General features: G+C 65.5%; 19 protein-coding genes. 12 read left to right on the forward strand and 7 right to left on the reverse strand.

Annotated elements, in window-relative coordinates; translation table 11 throughout:
- Positions 1-61 precede the first annotated feature (61 nt).
- Complete coding sequence (locus ACQR3T_RS09370) at positions 62-952, reverse strand: SGNH/GDSL hydrolase family protein (RefSeq protein WP_428693212.1); 891 nt, start codon at positions 950-952, stop codon at positions 62-64.
- 253 nt (positions 953-1,205) lie between these two features.
- Here ACQR3T_RS09370 and ACQR3T_RS09375 point away from each other — a divergent pair, with 253 nt between their 5' ends.
- Positions 1,206-1,364, forward strand: coding sequence for a hypothetical protein (locus ACQR3T_RS09375; RefSeq protein WP_165712885.1), 159 nt, complete (start codon positions 1,206-1,208; stop codon positions 1,362-1,364).
- Here ACQR3T_RS09375 and ACQR3T_RS09380 read toward each other — a convergent pair.
- A complete protein-coding gene (locus tag ACQR3T_RS09380; RefSeq protein ID WP_428693213.1) occupies positions 1,361-1,603 on the reverse strand; it encodes a hypothetical protein in 243 nt (80 codons plus the stop codon). The genes ACQR3T_RS09375 and ACQR3T_RS09380 overlap by 4 nt on opposite strands.
- A gap of 240 nt (positions 1,604-1,843) precedes the next feature.
- Here ACQR3T_RS09380 and ACQR3T_RS09385 point away from each other — a divergent pair, with 240 nt between their 5' ends.
- The 3 genes from ACQR3T_RS09385 (at position 1,844) to ggt (ending at position 7,127) form a co-directional block, all read left to right on the forward strand.
- On the forward strand, positions 1,844-2,821 hold the full coding sequence (locus tag ACQR3T_RS09385; protein ID WP_428693214.1) for an NAD(P)/FAD-dependent oxidoreductase: 978 nt from the start codon (positions 1,844-1,846) through the stop codon (positions 2,819-2,821).
- A 124-nt stretch (positions 2,822-2,945) separates the two neighbouring features.
- Positions 2,946-5,168 (forward strand): putative bifunctional diguanylate cyclase/phosphodiesterase, encoded by a 2,223-nt coding sequence (locus ACQR3T_RS09390; protein WP_428693215.1) that lies wholly within the window; start codon positions 2,946-2,948, stop codon positions 5,166-5,168.
- A gap of 36 nt (positions 5,169-5,204) precedes the next feature.
- The gene (ggt, locus tag ACQR3T_RS09395; RefSeq protein WP_428693895.1) at positions 5,205-7,127 is read left to right on the forward strand and encodes a gamma-glutamyltransferase; all 1,923 of its coding nucleotides are present in this window, start codon (positions 5,205-5,207) and stop codon (positions 7,125-7,127) included.
- A 3-nt stretch (positions 7,128-7,130) separates the two neighbouring features.
- Here the strand turns inward: ggt and ACQR3T_RS09400 are convergent, their stop codons facing one another.
- The 4 genes from ACQR3T_RS09400 to ACQR3T_RS09415 are packed head-to-tail and all read right to left on the reverse strand — an operon-like array spanning position 7,131 to position 11,287.
- On the reverse strand, positions 7,131-7,808 hold the full coding sequence (locus ACQR3T_RS09400; protein WP_428693216.1) for a response regulator: 678 nt from the start codon (positions 7,806-7,808) through the stop codon (positions 7,131-7,133).
- A complete protein-coding gene (locus tag ACQR3T_RS09405) occupies positions 7,805-10,327 on the reverse strand; it encodes a DUF4118 domain-containing protein (RefSeq protein ID WP_428693217.1) in 2,523 nt (840 codons plus the stop codon). The genes ACQR3T_RS09400 and ACQR3T_RS09405 overlap by 4 nt, the downstream gene beginning before the upstream one ends.
- Positions 10,287-10,745: a hypothetical protein gene (locus ACQR3T_RS09410; protein WP_032378650.1), complete on the reverse strand. Its 459-nt coding sequence runs from the start codon at positions 10,743-10,745 to the stop codon at positions 10,287-10,289. Before ACQR3T_RS09410 ends, ACQR3T_RS09405 begins: the two co-directional genes overlap by 41 nt.
- Positions 10,730-11,287 (reverse strand): RNA polymerase sigma factor, encoded by a 558-nt coding sequence (locus tag ACQR3T_RS09415; RefSeq protein WP_052064936.1) that lies wholly within the window; start codon positions 11,285-11,287, stop codon positions 10,730-10,732. Before ACQR3T_RS09415 ends, ACQR3T_RS09410 begins: the two co-directional genes overlap by 16 nt.
- 177 nt (positions 11,288-11,464) lie before the next feature.
- On the opposite strand from ACQR3T_RS09415, the gene ACQR3T_RS09420 reads away from it, so the two are divergent.
- The 8 genes from ACQR3T_RS09420 to ACQR3T_RS09455 are packed head-to-tail and all read left to right on the forward strand — an operon-like array spanning position 11,465 to position 15,076.
- On the forward strand, positions 11,465-11,953 hold the full coding sequence (locus tag ACQR3T_RS09420) for an Asp23/Gls24 family envelope stress response protein (protein ID WP_032378652.1): 489 nt from the start codon (positions 11,465-11,467) through the stop codon (positions 11,951-11,953).
- Between the two features lie 11 nt (positions 11,954-11,964).
- Positions 11,965-12,240: an Asp23/Gls24 family envelope stress response protein gene (locus ACQR3T_RS09425; protein WP_032379408.1), complete on the forward strand. Its 276-nt coding sequence runs from the start codon at positions 11,965-11,967 to the stop codon at positions 12,238-12,240.
- Positions 12,241-12,244: 4 nt separating this feature from the next.
- Entirely contained in the window at positions 12,245-12,529 is a 285-nt protein-coding gene (locus ACQR3T_RS09430) for a hypothetical protein (RefSeq protein WP_032378653.1), read from the forward strand.
- A gap of 39 nt (positions 12,530-12,568) precedes the next feature.
- Positions 12,569-12,748, forward strand: a complete 180-nt coding sequence (locus ACQR3T_RS09435) for a hypothetical protein (protein ID WP_027495126.1) — start codon at positions 12,569-12,571, stop codon at positions 12,746-12,748.
- Positions 12,741-13,106 carry an Asp23/Gls24 family envelope stress response protein gene (locus ACQR3T_RS09440; protein ID WP_428693218.1) on the forward strand — a complete coding sequence of 122 codons (366 nt, stop codon included), beginning with the start codon at positions 12,741-12,743 and terminating at the stop codon, positions 13,104-13,106. The genes ACQR3T_RS09435 and ACQR3T_RS09440 overlap by 8 nt, the downstream gene beginning before the upstream one ends.
- Entirely contained in the window at positions 13,103-13,645 is a 543-nt protein-coding gene (locus ACQR3T_RS09445) for a DUF6286 domain-containing protein (RefSeq protein WP_428693219.1), read from the forward strand. Before ACQR3T_RS09440 ends, ACQR3T_RS09445 begins: the two co-directional genes overlap by 4 nt.
- Positions 13,642-14,220, forward strand: a complete 579-nt coding sequence (locus ACQR3T_RS09450) for a hypothetical protein (RefSeq protein WP_428693220.1) — start codon at positions 13,642-13,644, stop codon at positions 14,218-14,220. The genes ACQR3T_RS09445 and ACQR3T_RS09450 overlap by 4 nt, the downstream gene beginning before the upstream one ends.
- Before the next feature lie 52 nt (positions 14,221-14,272).
- Complete coding sequence (locus ACQR3T_RS09455; RefSeq protein ID WP_428693221.1) at positions 14,273-15,076, forward strand: SDR family oxidoreductase; 804 nt, start codon at positions 14,273-14,275, stop codon at positions 15,074-15,076.
- Between the two features lies 1 nt (position 15,077).
- On the opposite strand, the gene ACQR3T_RS09460 is transcribed toward ACQR3T_RS09455, so the two are convergent.
- Entirely contained in the window at positions 15,078-16,040 is a 963-nt protein-coding gene (locus tag ACQR3T_RS09460; RefSeq protein WP_428693222.1) for an endonuclease/exonuclease/phosphatase family protein, read from the reverse strand.
- Between the last annotated feature and the right edge of the window lie 13 nt (positions 16,041-16,053).

Raw genomic sequence — 16,053 nt, forward strand, 5'->3', positions numbered from 1 at the left:
GGTGTCGAGCATGGGCGACCGAGGCCGACCGCTCCATGGCCAGTTGCCATGTCGTGGTTACCTACCCGGCGCGCACGGCCTCCGCGACCGCGTCACCTATCGCCGCCATTCCGGCCGCCGTGGGATGCAGAGGCGCAGCGGGATTCTGCGGAACGACGCCCTCGAAGTACCGCTGGTCGGGTGCCACGCACACATCGTGGCCGACACTCAACGCCTCGGTGTCGACGAACTCGGCACCGTGCTCGTCGGCCTGCGTCTTCAGGGCCTCGTTCATCGCGGTGATGCTGCCCTGGATGTAGTCGGCGTCCTCGGGCAGCATCGGCTGGGTGGGGAAGCATCCGCCGTCCGGCAGATACGTGCCGTAGCCGACAACGAGGATCCGCGCGTCGGGCGCGCGCTCGGCCACCGCGTCGAGCATGGCTCCCCAGTTCGGTGCCTTCTCCGCGATGGCTGCGGCGACGGTGTCGACACCCCCTGCAGTGAGCCGGTCCCTGCAGACGTTGGCCGCCGACGACGCCGTGAAGGTCAGGCAGCCCACGGCCGTCGACACCAGTCCGATGTCGTTTCCGCCGATCGTGATCGTCACGAGATCGGTGTCCGCAGACAAAGCATCGAGCTGCACCGGCACCTCACCGCTGGACGTCCCCTGCGGAGTGGAGACGATGTTCTCGGTGATCGCACCCGAGCACGTGACGTCGACGAACGAAGCGACAGCGAGTTCTTCCGCGAGAACGTGCGGGTAGTTGGAATCGGATTGCTGGCAACCCGGCACGCCCACCTGGTCGGGAATGCGCGGGCCCGACGCGGCCGAATCCCCGAGGGCCACGTAGTCGAGGGAGGCGTAGTCGAGGGAGGCGGAAGCGCTCGCCGTCGGCGCGGGAGATTCCGTCGTGCATGCCGTGAGCGCACAGGCGGCCGCAGCAACACCGGCGAGGATTCCCTGGATTCTCACAGCCTCGACGCTACCGCTGCCGGTAGCCTCGACCGGGTTGTCCGCACGAAACATCTACACAACGAAGGCAGGAACATTTCATGATCACCAATTTCATCAACGCGATCCTCGGCGGCTTCGGCTCCATCTCCGCAGGCAGCAGCGGCTTCGAGCTGGCACCGGGCACTCTGCCCTTCGGCCTGTAGAGAGCGGCCGATCGAGCACCCGTACGGTGCCGACGGTTCGTTCGGCACCGTACGGGTACCCCGAGGTCATGACTACGCAGAACAAAGACAACACCTCGGCCCCCGACGCGGAAGAGGACGTTCAGTCCGACCCCGCAGCTTCCGCCACAGACAACGATTGGTCGAGCGAAGGCGGCGCAATCGAAACCGGCCCCGCGACCTCCGACGAGCGCACCGACTCCAACTAGCCGGTCAGCCGCCGGGGAGCGGCCCGCAACGTGCGGACGTCCCCGTCGGCGACGATGTGCTCCACCGTTTCGCCTCGGGTACGCATCGACCCGTCGACGGTGAAACTCACCCGTGCGTCGCCCAGCCAATCCACGCCGACGACGATTCCGACGGTTCCCTTGGCGATACCGCTGCGCCACCGCACGCGTCCCAGATTTCGGACCGCGACAACGGTCTCGCCGATCTCGAAATGCCCCATACGCCCCCCCGGCTCGATTCTTACCGACCAGTAGACCTCGAGCGAACTGCCTGTTCAAGCGGTGCATCCGCGCTTACCGGCAGTAGCGGCAGTGCGGTGGACGGCCATTCCGGGTCGAAACCACTCCATTCCCCGGTTAGGCCGACCGAATCACGCCTAGCGGTACTTTCCTCTTGAATATGTTGCTGTATCAGCAATTATTCTTGCCAATGCATCGCAGTTGGCCGCAGACTACCGGGCATGACATCAGACACTGTTCACCATGCCCTGGTCGACGCGATCATCGTCGGCGGCGGCGTGGCCGGTCTCAGCGCTGCCGTGGCCCTCGGCCGGTCCCGACGCTCGGTCGTGGTCGTCGACGCCGGCGACCCCCGCAATGCGCCTGCAGCACATTCGCACAACTACCTCACCCGTGACGGCGAGTCGCCGCTCGAACTGGTCCGGCTCGGCCGCGACGAGGCACGTCGCTACGGGGTCCACATCATCGAGGGCATCGCCCGGTCGGCAATTGGCACCGAACTCGGGTTCGAGGTCACACTTGCCGACGGCTCCGTCGTGCGTGGCCGACGCCTCCTGGTCACCACCGGCCTCACCGATGTTCTCCCGAACATTCCAGGCCTTGCCGAGCGGTGGGGTCGCGACGTACTGCACTGCCCGTACTGCCACGGGTGGGAAGTGCGCGACCACAGGATCGGAATCATCGGTAGCCCACTCGTCGGGCATCAGGCGCAGATGTGGCGTCAGCTCACCGAGCACGTCACGGTGTTCGCACACCTGGCACCGGAACTCACCGACGAAGATCAGGGCCGTCTGGCCGCCCGCGGCATCGAGGTGGTCGACGAGGAGATCGCCAGGGTGGACGTGGCCGACGACGCGATCGTGGGCGTCACGCTGACGGACGGGCGGCAGGTCCGACTCGACGCGTTGGTTGTGGGACCCAACTTCACCTCTCGCGCCGACATCCTGGTCTCGCTCGGAATCGGCACCACCGAGATGGTCATGAACGGCCACGTTCTGGGCACCTACATCGAGGCCGACCCCGTCGGTGCCACCTCTGTGCCCGGTGTCTGGGTGGCGGGCAACGTGTCCGCGCCGATGGACACGGTGGTCGCTGCCTCGGCTGCCGGAGTGCGAGCCGGTGCTGCGATCAACGGTGACCTGATCGAAGAGGACGTCCGCATCGCAGTCCAGCGGAGCACCTCCGCGGCGGCGACCTGACAGCTGTGCCTCCTTAGGAGAGATCTGTCACCGAATCCACTGACCGAAGACGTATATTCACCGATGGAGGCGTCGAGAAAGAAGCGGTGTGCAGGCCGCGAGCGAGAAGGAAGTAGGTCCTTCGATGAATACGAAGGTCGCTGCGCCCTTTGCCGTCCAATCCAAACGAACAGCAGGACTGGCCGCCGTGGTCGTCGTAGCCACCACTTTCTTCGTTCTCGGCGACGCCGATGTGCGAGCCGGCGTCCTGGCCACAGTCGCCGTCGGCTCGGTGCTCGCCATCAGCGCCGCCATTCGCCGCTACCGTCCCGACGACTCTCGGTGCTGGTGGGCACTGTTCGGGGCCTCGGTGCTGTTCATGTTCGGTGTCTCGCTTCGTAGCGATCCCAGCACGCTGACCCATTCCTTCACGTTGCTACCCGACCTGTTCACCCTGACCGGGTACGTACTCGTCGGATATGCCCTGTCGCGGTGGATCCGAGATCGCCAGTCGATCGACGACATAACACCACTGGTCGATGCGGGCCTGATCTTCCTCGGCACCCTGTTTCTGTCGTGGTTGCTGTTCATCTCACCGGCCCTCGAATCCTCGCACTCGTCGGCATCGACTGTGGTGAACGGCGTGTACCCGGCGATCGACGCAGCGCTGATCACGCTGACCACCTACCTGTTGTACTCGTCCAAACCCCGCACGGCGGCGCTGCAGTGGGCGCTGATCGCGCTGATTGCGACGCTCGTCGGAGACGTCTCGTACGCGTTCGCAGCCACGACTGCCGACGCGCCGTCCTCGGGGTTGCTCGACGGTATCTACCTCTTCGCGTACCTCTCCCTGGCGATGGCAGCACTCGACCCGTCGATGCGCACCGTCTCTCAGCGGCAGGATCCGGCACCCGCCCACAGCAACCGCCGGGTCGTGTTCGTGGTGATGCTGCTGGTCGTGTGCGCCACCGTGCCCCTGCTGGGCTCGGCGGTCTCCACCGGAGATCTGGTCGTGCGTTCGCTGCTGCTGGCCTCGATCCTGGTCGGTGCCTTTCTGCGCGGCGAACGCGCACTCACCAGAGTTCAGTTCGGCAAGGAGCACGCCAAGTATCTCGCGGCTCACGACCTGTTGACCGGTCTACCGAACCGCACGATGCTGGACGAGGAATACGCCCGACACGAGCGCTCGCAGGCTCCCGGCCGCACCTGCGTCCTGTTCGTCGACCTCGACAACTTCAAGATCGTCAACGACTCGTACGGCCACCGCGTCGGTGACGAACTGATCGTCGCCGCGGCGCGGCGTATCCGCGCCGCCGTCGGTGCTGGCGACTCCGTCGTCAGATACGCGGGCGACGAATTCGTCATCCTGTCGCGGTGCGATCGTCTCGGCGCAGAAGCGTTGGCCCGTCGCATCATCGACCGAATGAACGAGCCGTTCCCGCTCAGCGCTGCGATGGCCTACGTCACGGCATCGGTCGGCATCGCCGATGCAGATCGACTGCACGACGCCATCCGTGAAGCCGATACCGCGATGTATCACGCCAAATCCCTCGGCGCGGCGCGCTACGCGTTCTTCGACGAATCCTTGCGCGCACGTGCCACTTCCGCGATGGAGACCACAACCGCGCTGCGCGGCGCGATCAGACGCGGCGAGCTCGAGGTGTACTACCAGCCGATCGTCGACACCGCCTCGCGCACCACCGTCGTCTACGAGGCACTCCTCCGCTGGAACAGGGAGGGCCGGGTGTGTACCCCCAACGAATTCATTCCGATTGCCGAATCGACCGGTCTGATCAAGGAGATCGGAGAGTGGGTGCTGCGATCCGCGCTCTCGGATCTGGTGACTTTGCGCGCGCACGGTCAGGACGTCACGATGTCGGTGAACGTGTCCCCGATGCAATTGCGCGACGATTCGCTGCCGACCATCGTGCGAGGACTGCTCGACGAGTACGGCCTCAACGGAGCAGATCTGGCGCTCGAGATCACCGAAAGCGTTCTGATCGACGACATGGGCACCGCGAAGAGCCTTCTCGATCGGCTCGCTGCCATGGGTGTACTCATCGTGCTGGACGACTTCGGAATCGGCTACTCCTCGTTGAACAGGTTGCGCGCGATGCCGATCGCGCTGCTCAAGATAGACAAGTCGTTCGTGCACGAGATCGGTCACTCCGAATCCGATACTCAACTGATTCGCGCGATCGTCGCCATGGCGTCGGCTCTGCCGGTGAACACAGTGGCCGAGGGTGTCGAGACCGAGGAGCAGGCCTCGATCATCGAGTCGCTCGAATGCCGCTTCGCGCAGGGTTTCCTGTTCGGCAGGCCCGCACCCATCGCACACTGGCTCCTCGAATCGGCGCAGCGACGGTGATCACGGTGTTAGCGTCGGGCGGTGTCTGCAACCGGAATGCGCCCACTTCGCTCGACCGCTCTTGCCTGTGCCCTCCTGCTGGTACCGCTCGCCGCGTGCAGCAGCAGTGACAGCACCGGCACCGACTCCGCTGCCGAGAACAGTTGCGTTCTCGGTGCCAGCGGCGGCACCCCGGTAGGAGCGACACCCAGCGCGGGTTCGGGCGACATCTCCACCAATCCGGAAGTCGCGACCGGATATCGATCGAACATGGCACCGGTGGAGACTGCGTCGTACTCGGTCTCGACGGCGAACCCGGTGTCGACCGAAGCAGCCTGCGAGGTGCTGCGTGACGGCGGCACCGCGGCCGATGCACTGATCGTCGCACAGACTGTGCTCGGCCTCGTCGAGCCGCAGTCGTCCGGAATCGGCGGCGGCGCATTCCTGATGTACTACGACGCGGCGTCCGGCGAGGTACAGAGCTACGACGGCCGCGAGACCGCTCCGATGAGCGCCACCGGTGACTACTTGAGATACATCGACGATGTGAACCGCACTGTGCCGCAACCCGATGCGCGGTCCAGTGGCCGCTCGATAGGCGTGCCGGGCGTCCTGCGGATGCTCGAGCAAGCCCACGACGATCACGGCGACAAGCCGTGGGGGGATCTCTTCCAGCCTGCTATCGGTCTCGCCGACAACGGAATCGAGATCAGCCCGCGCATGGCCTCGTCCATCGCCGACTCGGCACCGAAGCTCGCCCTCGACCCCGCATCCAAGGACTACTTCCTGCAGCCGGACGGCACCGGAAAGCCCGCAGGTACGGTTCTGAACAACCCGGCGATGTCGAAGACGCTGTCCACCATCGCAACCGACGGAGCCGACGCCTTCTACACCGGCGACATCGCCCAGGCCATCGTCGACGCGACGGCCGATACCACCGCGGGCCGCACCCCCGGGCAGATCACCCTCGACGACCTCGCCGGATACGAACCCAAAACCCGCACGGCCGTATGCACCGAGTACCGCGACCACGACATCTGCGGCATGCCGGGACCGTCGTCGGGCGGCATCGCGGTGGCGTCGACGATGGGCATTCTGTCCAACTTCGATCTGGCGCACTACGCACCGACGGGAATGGACGCCAACGGCGGTACCCCGACGGCCGAAGCCGTGCACCTGATCTCCGAGGCCGAGCGACTGGCCTACGCCGATCGCGACAAGTACGTGGCCGATCCGGACTTCGTACCCCTGCCCGGCGGATCCCCCGACGCCTTGCTCGACCCCGAATATCTCAGCAGCAGAGCGGGACTCATCGACGAGTCCAAGTCGATGGGTACCGCGCAGCCCGGCGACTTCGGCCCGGTGCAGTTCGCCTCGTCCACCGACCCCGAGCACGGCACCAGCCACATCTCCATCGTCGACAGCGAGGGCAACGCCGCCTCGATGACGACGACCGTCGAATCGGCTTTCGGTTCGTTCCACATGGTCGACGGCTTTCTGCTCAACAATCAGCTCACCGACTTCTCCGCGGCTCCCGTGGCCGAGGACGGAACTCCCATGGCGAACCGTGTCGAGCCGGGGAAGCGTCCGCGCAGCTCGATGGCCCCGACGCTGGTGTTCGACCGCGGCGACGACGGCGCACGCGGCGATCTCGAGCTCGTCGCTGGATCTCCCGGTGGATCGGTGATCATTCAGTTCGTCGTCAAAACGTTGGTGGGACTGCTCGATTGGGGCATGGACCCACAGCAGGCGGTATCGATGGTCGACTTCGGTGCGGCCAACACCCCGTCCACCAACTACGGCGGCGAGCATCCGAACGTGACTGGTGAGAACGATCCCGTGGTGGTGAAATTACGCGAGATGGGCCATCAGGTCTCGGTCGCAGACCAGTCCAGCGGACTGAGCGCGTTGCAGCGTACCGACGGCGGCTGGATCGGGGGAGCCGACCCGCGCCGCGAGGGTGCGGTACTGGGTGGATAGCGGTCAACTCACGAATCGATAGCCCATTCCGGTTTCGGTGATCAGATGCACCGGAGCCGCCGGGTCTCGTTCCAGTTTCTGCCGTAGCTGGCCGAGATATATTCGTAGATAATGAGTTTCACGCTCGTGGCCAGGCCCCCAGACGGTGCGCAGTATGTCCTTCTGCGATACCAGCTTGCCCTCGTTGCGCACGAGCAGTTCGAGGACGCCCCATTCGGTGCGGGTCAGGTGCACGCTCTCTCCCGCTCGGACAACGGTTTTCGAGGCCAGGTCGACGGTGAAGTCCTCCGTCTCGACGACGGGATCTGCCACGGTCTGCGGTCCGCGCCGTAGAGCCGCACGCAATCTTGCCAGCAGCTCGTCCATGCCGAAGGGCTTGGTCACGAAGTCGTCGGCACCGGCGTCGAGTGCCTCGACGGTATCGGCCGAGTCGGTCCGCGCCGAGAGCACCAGGATCGGCACCTCGGTCCAGCCGCGCAGACCGGCGATGACGTCGATGCCGTCGATGTCGGGTAGGCCGAGATCGAGAATCACGATGTCCGGGTGGAAGTTCGCAGCCACCCTCAGCGCCTCACCGCCGGTTCCTGCACTCACCACCTCGAACCCGCGCACGTTGAGATTGATCCGCAGCGCTCGCACGATCTGTGGCTCGTCGTCGACGACGAGCACCCGCACCTTCACCTGCTCGCCGCCTTCAGCTCCACCGTCATCGTCAGCCCGCCGCCGTCCGTGTTCGATGCCGTGACGGTACCGCCCATGGCTCGGACGAATCCGCGCACCACCGACAGTCCCAGCCCGACGCCTATCGAGTTGTCGCGGTCCCCGAGGCGTTGGAACGCGTCGAACATCGTTTCCTCGGCTCCCGCGGTGATGCCGGGGCCGTGATCGACGACCGAGATGGTTGCCCGCTCGCCGTGCACCGCGGCCCTGACCGTGATGTCGCCGGTGGGTGCGTACCGGGCGCTGTTGTCCACCAGGTTCGCCAGCACCCGTTCGAGCAGGCCAGGGTCTGCCAGTACTTCGACGTCACCCACCTCGACCCGCACACGATCGTCTGCTTGGACCAGCGCGCCGCTCAGCACGTCGTCGACGAAGACGGCACGCAGACTCGGCTGCACCACACCGGCTTGCAGCCGCGAGGAGTCGAGCAGATTGCTCACCAGCGCGGTCAGCTGATCGGCCGATTCGTCGATGGTGGCGAGCAATTCGTCGGTGTCCTTGGGTGAGAACTGCACGTCGGTGCTACGCAGAGACGAGGACGCTGCCTTGACGGCGGACAGTGGCGTCCGGAGATCGTGGCTGACGGCCGAGAGCAATGCTCGACGCAGCGCATCGGCCTCGGCGAGCGCATTGGCGCGGCTGGCTTCTTCCGCGAGCCGGCCCTGCCGAACCATGCCGGCAGCCTGGTTGGCCACCGCCGCGAGCACCCGCCGATCGTGCGCGCGGGTGCGTTCGCCGACGAGCAAGAGCGTGAAGTCGCCTGCGTCGACCTCGGTATCGGCTCCGGTTCGATCGATCGGTGCCTGCTCACCGGTGCTGCCCACGATCGACTGAGACTGGTTGTCCCACAGCGCCACACCACTCTGCCGATAGGTCTCACGGGCGCGCTCGAGCAGTGCCGTCAGGTCGGCTCCGCGCAACACCGATCCGGCGAACAGTGTCAACAGTTCGGCTTCCTGGGTCGCCCTGCGCGCCTGACGCGTTCGCCGGGCCGCAGCATCGACGAGGGCGGCAACAGCAACGGCGACGACGAGCAGCACCACGGTGACGACGAAGTTTTCCGGCTCGGCGATGGTGAGGCTGTACCGGGGTGTGGTGAAGAAGTAGTTGAGCAGGAATCCCGCGATCAACGCCGACAGTGCCGCCGGCGCAACCCCTCCCAACAGTGCGACACAGAGCACCACCATGAAGAACAGGGCACTCTCGCCGCTGGAGTCGAAGTCCGGTCCCACAGTGCTCAGTACGGCGGCGGCGAGGCAGGGCACCAGTACGGCGGCGACCCACGCCAGAATGCGTCGCCGCCCCGAATCGACCTGCATGCCCCTGCGGCGGGCTTGCTCGGCGTGAGTGACCATGTGCACGTCGATCTTTCCCGAGTTCTGCACCACTGCTGCGCCGATGCCCTCGTCCAGGATCCGCGCCGCGCGCGACCGTCTCGAGGTACCGATCACCAGCTGCGTTGCATTCACCCCGCGGGCGAAGTCGAGCAGAGTCGTCGGTACGTCGTCGCCGACGACGCTGTGCACGCTGGCACCGAGCCCCGCGGCGAGCTTTCGCACCGATCCCATCTGCGGTGCCGACACACCCATCAGGCCGTCGCCGCGGACGATGTGCAACACCATGAGCTCCGCGCTGGACTTCGAGGCGATGCGACTGGCGCGGCGCAGCAGCGTCTCCGATTCCGGTCCGCCGGTCACGGCCACGACCACGCGCTCGCGGGCTTCCCACGTCTCGGTGATGCGATTGTCCTTGCGGTACTTCACCAATGCCGCGTCGACCTGATCGGCGATCCACAACAGTGCGAGTTCCCGCAGCGCCGTCAGGTTGCCGCCCCGAAAGTAATTGCTCAGTGCCGCGTCGACCTTCTCGGCGGCGTAGACGTTGCCGTGCCGCAGCCGACTGCGGAGCGCCTCGGGAGTGATGTCGACCAGTTCCACCTCGTCGGCCGCACGAACGACGCTGTCGGGCACAGTCTCTCGCTGCGGCACCCCGGTGATCTGCTGCACCACGTCGTTGAGGGATTCGAGGTGCTGGACATTGAGTGTCGAGATGACGTCGATGCCGGCATCGAGCAGTACTTCGACGTCCTGCCAGCGCTTGCCGTGCACGCTGCCGGGGGTGTTGGTGTGCGCGAGTTCGTCGACGAGCACCACCTGGGGCTTTCGCGCCAGGACGGCGTCGAGATCGAGTTCCTGCGCGGACGACCCCCGATATTCGACGGTCGCCATCGGCAGCACTTCGATACCGTCGAGCGCCTCGATCGTCCGCGCCCGGCCGTGTGTCTCGACGACCGCTGCCACGACGTCGCAGCCCCGGCTGCTCAGCCGGTGGGCCTCCCCGAGCATGGCGAAAGTCTTCCCGACGCCCGGTGCTGCGCCGAGGTAGATCCGCAGCTCACCCCTGTCCGCCACAGCCTGCCTCCTCACCCGGCCGGTACAGCTAGCGCTCCTCGATGTCGTCGACGCGTATCTCCACGACATCACGCCCGAGGGTGACGCCCAGCAGGTCCGACACCGTATCGATCGCGATGGTCGCCAGCTCGTCTCCCGCGGCCTGCAGGTCGTCGCCGTACACCCCGATCACCGCGACGAACAGACCGATGCAGGCATGGTCGTCGAGGTCGAGGTCGATCTCGGTGGGTTGTGCGCCGTGCACGTCCGCCAGTGCACGACGAAGCGTCGTCTTGACGATGTGGTCGCTGACCCGCAGTGAGTCCGCCGGTCCGGCATCAGAGCCGGAGGGGAACGCGCTGTCGATCGGCCACGTCCGTCTGGTGGTGTTGCGTACCTTCGTGATGATGGACGCGCTGATGTCCACCCAATTCGGTTCCTGTGGTGCGTCCCGAAGTTCGGTGGCAGCACGCGCGAGAACCGAATCCGGCTCTAGTGGGTTCGCCATGTTGCCAACCTTTCGCTCAATGTTGCTCGTGCTCTGGTCAACTGACCACGTACTGCTCCGGCGGACAGGGTCATGATCGCGCCGATCTCGGGGTGCGTCAGGCCCTCCACCTCGCGGAGCAGCCAGCAGGCCCGCTGACGGTAGGGCAGCTCGGCGAGTGCTGTGCCCAGCTCTGTCATGAAGCTGTCGGCCTCGACATCCGCCTCGGGATCGCTGCCCGCGCCGGTGCTCTTGCGCTCGAATACCCAATCTTCTGCGGGGGGAACGCTGCGACGTCGTCGATGATCGATCACTTTGTGCGACACCAGTGAGAACAGCCAGGTTCGCAGAGCCGAGTCCCCACGGAAGTTGTCGAGGCCCTTCCACGCTGCCACGAACGCGTCCTGCACCACCTCCTCGGCGGCCCCTTGATCGGACAACATGTTGCGCGCATACCGAAACATCTCCGGGCCGTAGCGCCGGACGATCTCCTCGAACGCATCGGTCTCGCCGAGCGCCGCAGCGCCGACGAGAACGCGGTCCGACGCGTCTACCCACTCCATCGGGCCCCCGTTCACTTCATCGTGGTCATCGATCACGCCAGTCTTCGATACCGGTTTACCAGCGGACGTAATCTATGACGTAGGTCACTTTATGTGGACGTGCGTTTCGACCATCGAGCTACGACCAACTCCTGTCACACACTGACGCACAAGACACCGAAACGAAGAGAGGCATTCATGAGCTCCACGACGGACACCAAGGCAACCGTATCCGCAGCAGGCGAAGGAAAGACCGACATCACCACCAAGTCGGATTCCGTGCTCGTCAGCTCGCAGGGCCGTACCACCATTGCCGATACCGTCGTCTCCAAGATCGCCGGCATCGCCACCCGTGAGGTTCAGGGCGTGCACGCCGTCGGCGGCGGAGCCAGCCGCGCGATCGGTGCTCTCCGTGAGCGCATCCCCGGTGCCCGCGTCAACCAGTCGCAGGGTGTCTCGGTCGAGGTCGGCGAGCGTCAGGCAGCAGTCGATATCGACATCGTCGCCGATTACGGCGTCTCCATCGCAGACCTCGCAGCGGGCATCCGCCGCAACGTCATCAACGCCGTCGAGCGCATGACCGGCCTCGAGGTCACCGAGGTCAACATCGTCGTCCACGACATCTACCTCGACGACGGCTCGGACGACGACGACACCACCGAGCCCGCCACCACCCGAGTGCAGTGACCGAGCCGCACATGACGGATCGTGACAAGTCCGAGGACATCGCCGATGCCGTTCTGGCGATCGACGGTGTCGTCGGGCTGCACGGCGGCATGTTCGGTGAGGCCGCGACGTACCTGCCCGGGCGCCGCGTCGCCGGCATCCGAAGCAGTGAAGACGGAACCGAGGTTCACGTGACCCTGGAGTTCGGTGTCGCGGTTCGCGAGACCGCCGATGCCGTGCGTCGCACAGTGGCCGCCATGGTCGACGGCCCCGTGCACGTCACCGTCGAGGACATTGTGCGAGTCTGACCAGGTGAACGAGCACGCAGCGCACAACCGAGCCGCCGAGTACAAGGCGGCTCGGCGCGCTGTGGCACGTGAGCACCACCCCGATATCGGCGGAGATCCGGCTCGCTACATGGCCGAACTCGCCGAGGTCGACCGCAGGTTCGCTGTTCTTCCGTCGGCTCCGATCAACACCGCCAGCGCGCCGACCGTGTTCCGCGCCTCGCCGATCCCGTCCCCACTGCGCACCCTGCCCAAGCGGATCGCTCGCATCCGCAAGCGCGTCACCCGGCGCAACTACTTCGACATCTGACACCGCTGAATCTGATACCTCTGACTGGAGATCAAGACCATGACCACTGCAACCATCGGTTTGTTCGTGGGACTTCTGCTGGCCATCGCCGCAGCAGCCGGCGGTTTCACCGGCTTCCTCATCGCCATCGTCCTCGGTGGCCTCGGTTTCTTCGTCGGGCGCTACATCGACGGCGAACTGGACCTGAACTCGATCATGCGTGGTCGCGGTCGTGACTGAGACAGCGGTGGAGCCCGGTGAGCGAGGCTCACTGGAAATCAAGCACAAAGCCGTCGAGCGCCTTGCTGTGCTGGCAGCTCGCAGCACCGAGTCGGTCACCGACCGCAACCCTGGACTACGCGTCCTCGGCGGACGTGACCTGCCGAAAGCCGACGTGACGATCAACGGAACACGCGTCCGTGCGCAGGTCGTAGTGGCCGTCGCGTGGCCGTCAGCGCTGGCGAAGGTCGCCGCGAACGTCCGTGCGGCCGTGGCCAGAGACCTGTCCGAGCTGGGCATCTACACCGTCGACCGAGTCGACGTCACCGTCCAATGCGTGCCCGCCGAAGCCACCGTCGAAGAAGGGAGAGTGCAGTGAGTGAGAAGCCGAGCAAGAAGCCGGTAGCAAGCCCTACCGCCGCTGTCCCTGCTGTTCTGTTCGCACTCCTCCTCATCGGTGCCGGGGTGGTCCTCGGCCGCGAGGCGTTGCTGAAGCTCGGCGCTCTCGACGGGTCCGAATGGGTCGGCCCCGCGGCGACGCATCTGGATGGACTCACCGCGCAGAGCTGGATGCTGCCCGGCGGCATCGCCGCCGTCGTCGTCGGCTTCATCCTCGTTTTCGTCGCCGTTCGCCCACGCCGACGCACCCACCGTGCTCTCACCGAACAGGATGTCTGGCTCCGCAAGAGTGACGTCGCCGCAGTGGCTCGCGCCGCCGCTCTCGACAACGTCGGAGTCGATTCCGCGACGGCCAAGGCCGGCAACAAGAAGGTCACCGTTGCCGCGTCCACCGTGACCGGCACCGACACCTCGGCCCTGAAATCCTCGATCGTCACCTCCGTGGACGATGCCCTCCGCCCACTCGCGTCGGCACCGAAAGTCCGCACCCGAGTGCGAACGACAGGACAAGCCTCATGAAGCGCGCTACCGCGTCCCTCGACCGAACCAGTACGGCGGTCGTCGGGCTCGCACTGATCGCCCTCGGCGGTGGAGCCATCGCCTGGGAACGCGGCAAGTTCCCCGGCCGCGAGCGCATCGATGCCGCGTTCGTCGACACCACCGTCGATGCAGGGTGGTGGCCCTGGGCACTCGGAGCAGCCGCGATCGTCCTCGTTCTCCTCGGACTCTGGTGGCTCCTCGCGCACCTGCCGCGCCGCTCGGTCGGCACCGTCGCATTTGCCTCCACAGCAGATTCCGACGTCGACGGCAGGCTCAGTGTCGATCTGACCACCGCCGCCAAGAGTGCAGCGAAATCTTTGGCAGCCCACGAGGGTGTTGTATCCGCCTCCGGCCGCTCGGTGTCCGACCGCGGCGAGCAGGTCGTCGAGATCACCGCGACCCTCGATCCCGCGGTGACGTCACTCGACACGGTCTCCGCGGCGGCAGCACAGACGCGCAACGACATCGTGACATCGCTGGACGGCACCCCGGCTGCGGTGCGAATTCTGTTGCAGTGCGGCAAGTCTCGGAAGCAGTCCGCTCGTGTGAGCTGATCGGCTCGCGTTACCCTCCCGCACAGAATCGTCATGCCGTACGCTGTACGGTATGACGATTCTGGTAACCGGTGCCACCGGCAATATCGGCCGCATGCTCGTCGACCACCTTCTGGCCGCGGGACGAACCGACGTGCGAGCGTTGACCAACCATCCCGAACGCGCGCAGTTGCCCTCGGGCGTGGAGATCGCCGAGGGGTTTCTCGGTCGGGTGGATTCTTTGCCCGACGCCCTGATCGGTGTCGATCAGATCTATCTGGCTCCGTATCCGAGCACGATAGAACCTGTCCTCGAACTCGCCCGAGCCGCGGGGGTACGGCATGTCGTCGATCTCGCCGGTCCACCCGAGAACTGGTGGTATCCGATCTCCGTTGCGGTCGAGAAGTCTGGGATGCACTGGACTCACCTGTGGCCGGGCGAATTCATGGAGAACTCGACGATGTGGGCGGAGCGAATCATCGAATCCGGTTGTGTCCGTGAGCCGTTCCCCGATGCCGCCAATGCCCCGATAGCGATGGACGACATCGCCTCGGCGGCGGCGGCCGTTCTCATCGACGAACACACGCATCACGGTAGATCCCATGTTCTCACCGGACCCGAAACCCTCACGCGCGTAGGGTTATTGGACAGAATTTCCGACGCAATCGGTCGCCCCCTGACCTTCGAGACGGTCAGCCGACAGGAGACCATCGACGACTTGACTCACAGCATGGGGGACTTCGCGATCACCTACGTCGACGGGCTCGAGTCCTCGGTGCACAATCCGCAGCAGGTCGACCGAACGCTGACCGACATCACCGGCAGCGCTACGACGTTCGCGCACTGGGCGCAGCGCAACGTCGACTCGTTTCGTTGATCTACCGGTCGAACTCGATCTCTCCGATCAATCCGTGATGATCCGATCCCGGGAGATCGATTCTTTCCAGTGATCGAGCGTGTCCGCTGTTGGACAGGATGTGATCGATACCCACGACAGCGGGCGTGCCCTTGTCCGTGGGATACGTCGGCACCAAGCCCTTCCCCAATTGCGCTGCGGCGTCGGAGTATCCGGCATCGAGGAGGTTGCGGAACTTCTTGTGCGAATAGGTCGTGTTGAAGTCTCCGCTGACGATCACCGGTCCGGTGCCCGACACGGCCTCCAGATCGTCTCGGAGAGTGTCCAATTCGGCCGTCCAGATCTCCGCCGGAGTGACGTAGGCCGGTCCGGGGTGCACGGCCAGCAACGAGATCGGCTCCGAGTCGGGGACCTCGATTCGGGTCGCAAGATTCACCGGACCGTATCCGACGAGTTCGCGGCTCTCGGATATCGGCAGCCGACTGTAGATGCCGGCCCCGCCGCCGCCCGTCACGTACGGCCGGAGGTAACTGTAGGGAAAGAGCTCTTCCATGCCGGCGTCACGTAGACCGATCACGGACTCGTCGGTCAATTCCTGAATTGTGACGACGTCGACGGAGTTCTCACGCGCCTGACCGACCACAGCCGTCGGATCAGCCCGTCCCACCATCAAATTTGCCTGCATCACGCGCAGCCGCACACCGTCGAAGCTCGGCGCCGCGTCGGCCACGTAGAGCGGTGCGTACGACACTGCACCGGCTGCCAGCACAAGCGTCGAGACGCCCGCGAGAACCCAGCGCCGCCCGATCAGCGCCACGAGTGCGCCGAGTACAACAGCGATGAACATCAACGGAACGAACGACGCCAGCGCGATCAGCACGTTGACGCGGGTGTCGGTGTAGTAGGCGCCCAACGCCACCAGGCCGGTGAGGATGCCCAGTATCGCGATCGTGCCGGTGAGTATCCGTACCCAGGTTCGCTGCATCGGCCCCAGGGTA

The organism is Rhodococcus sp. IEGM1428 (assembly GCF_050321865.1).
GTDB lineage: Bacteria > Actinomycetota > Actinomycetes > Mycobacteriales > Mycobacteriaceae > Rhodococcoides.

Bases quoted from the DNA above. Each gene is read 5' to 3' on its own strand.
- ACQR3T_RS09390 (WP_428693215.1), top strand. From the start codon at position 2,946: ATGAATACGAAGGTCGCTGCGCCCTTTGCCGTCCAATCCAAACGAACA.
- ACQR3T_RS09385 (WP_428693214.1), top strand. From the start codon at position 1,844: ATGACATCAGACACTGTTCACCATGCCCTGGTCGACGCGATCATCGTC.
- ACQR3T_RS09405 (WP_428693217.1), bottom strand. From the start codon at position 10,327: ATGTCGTGGAGATACGCGTCGACGACATCGAGGAGCGCTAGCTGTACC.
- ACQR3T_RS09380 (WP_428693213.1), bottom strand. From the start codon at position 1,603: ATGGGGCATTTCGAGATCGGCGAGACCGTTGTCGCGGTCCGAAATCTG.
- ACQR3T_RS09450 (WP_428693220.1), top strand. From the start codon at position 13,642: ATGAAGCGCGCTACCGCGTCCCTCGACCGAACCAGTACGGCGGTCGTC.
- ggt (WP_428693895.1), top strand. From the start codon at position 5,205: ATGCGCCCACTTCGCTCGACCGCTCTTGCCTGTGCCCTCCTGCTGGTA.
- ACQR3T_RS09410 (WP_032378650.1), bottom strand. From the start codon at position 10,745: ATGGCGAACCCACTAGAGCCGGATTCGGTTCTCGCGCGTGCTGCCACC.
- ACQR3T_RS09425 (WP_032379408.1), top strand. From the start codon at position 11,965: ATGACGGATCGTGACAAGTCCGAGGACATCGCCGATGCCGTTCTGGCG.
- ACQR3T_RS09375 (WP_165712885.1), top strand. From the start codon at position 1,206: ATGACTACGCAGAACAAAGACAACACCTCGGCCCCCGACGCGGAAGAG.
- ACQR3T_RS09455 (WP_428693221.1), top strand. From the start codon at position 14,273: ATGACGATTCTGGTAACCGGTGCCACCGGCAATATCGGCCGCATGCTC.
- ACQR3T_RS09460 (WP_428693222.1), bottom strand. From the start codon at position 16,040: ATGCAGCGAACCTGGGTACGGATACTCACCGGCACGATCGCGATACTG.
- ACQR3T_RS09435 (WP_027495126.1), top strand. From the start codon at position 12,569: ATGACCACTGCAACCATCGGTTTGTTCGTGGGACTTCTGCTGGCCATC.
- ACQR3T_RS09415 (WP_052064936.1), bottom strand. From the start codon at position 11,287: ATGGAGTGGGTAGACGCGTCGGACCGCGTTCTCGTCGGCGCTGCGGCG.
- ACQR3T_RS09420 (WP_032378652.1), top strand. From the start codon at position 11,465: ATGAGCTCCACGACGGACACCAAGGCAACCGTATCCGCAGCAGGCGAA.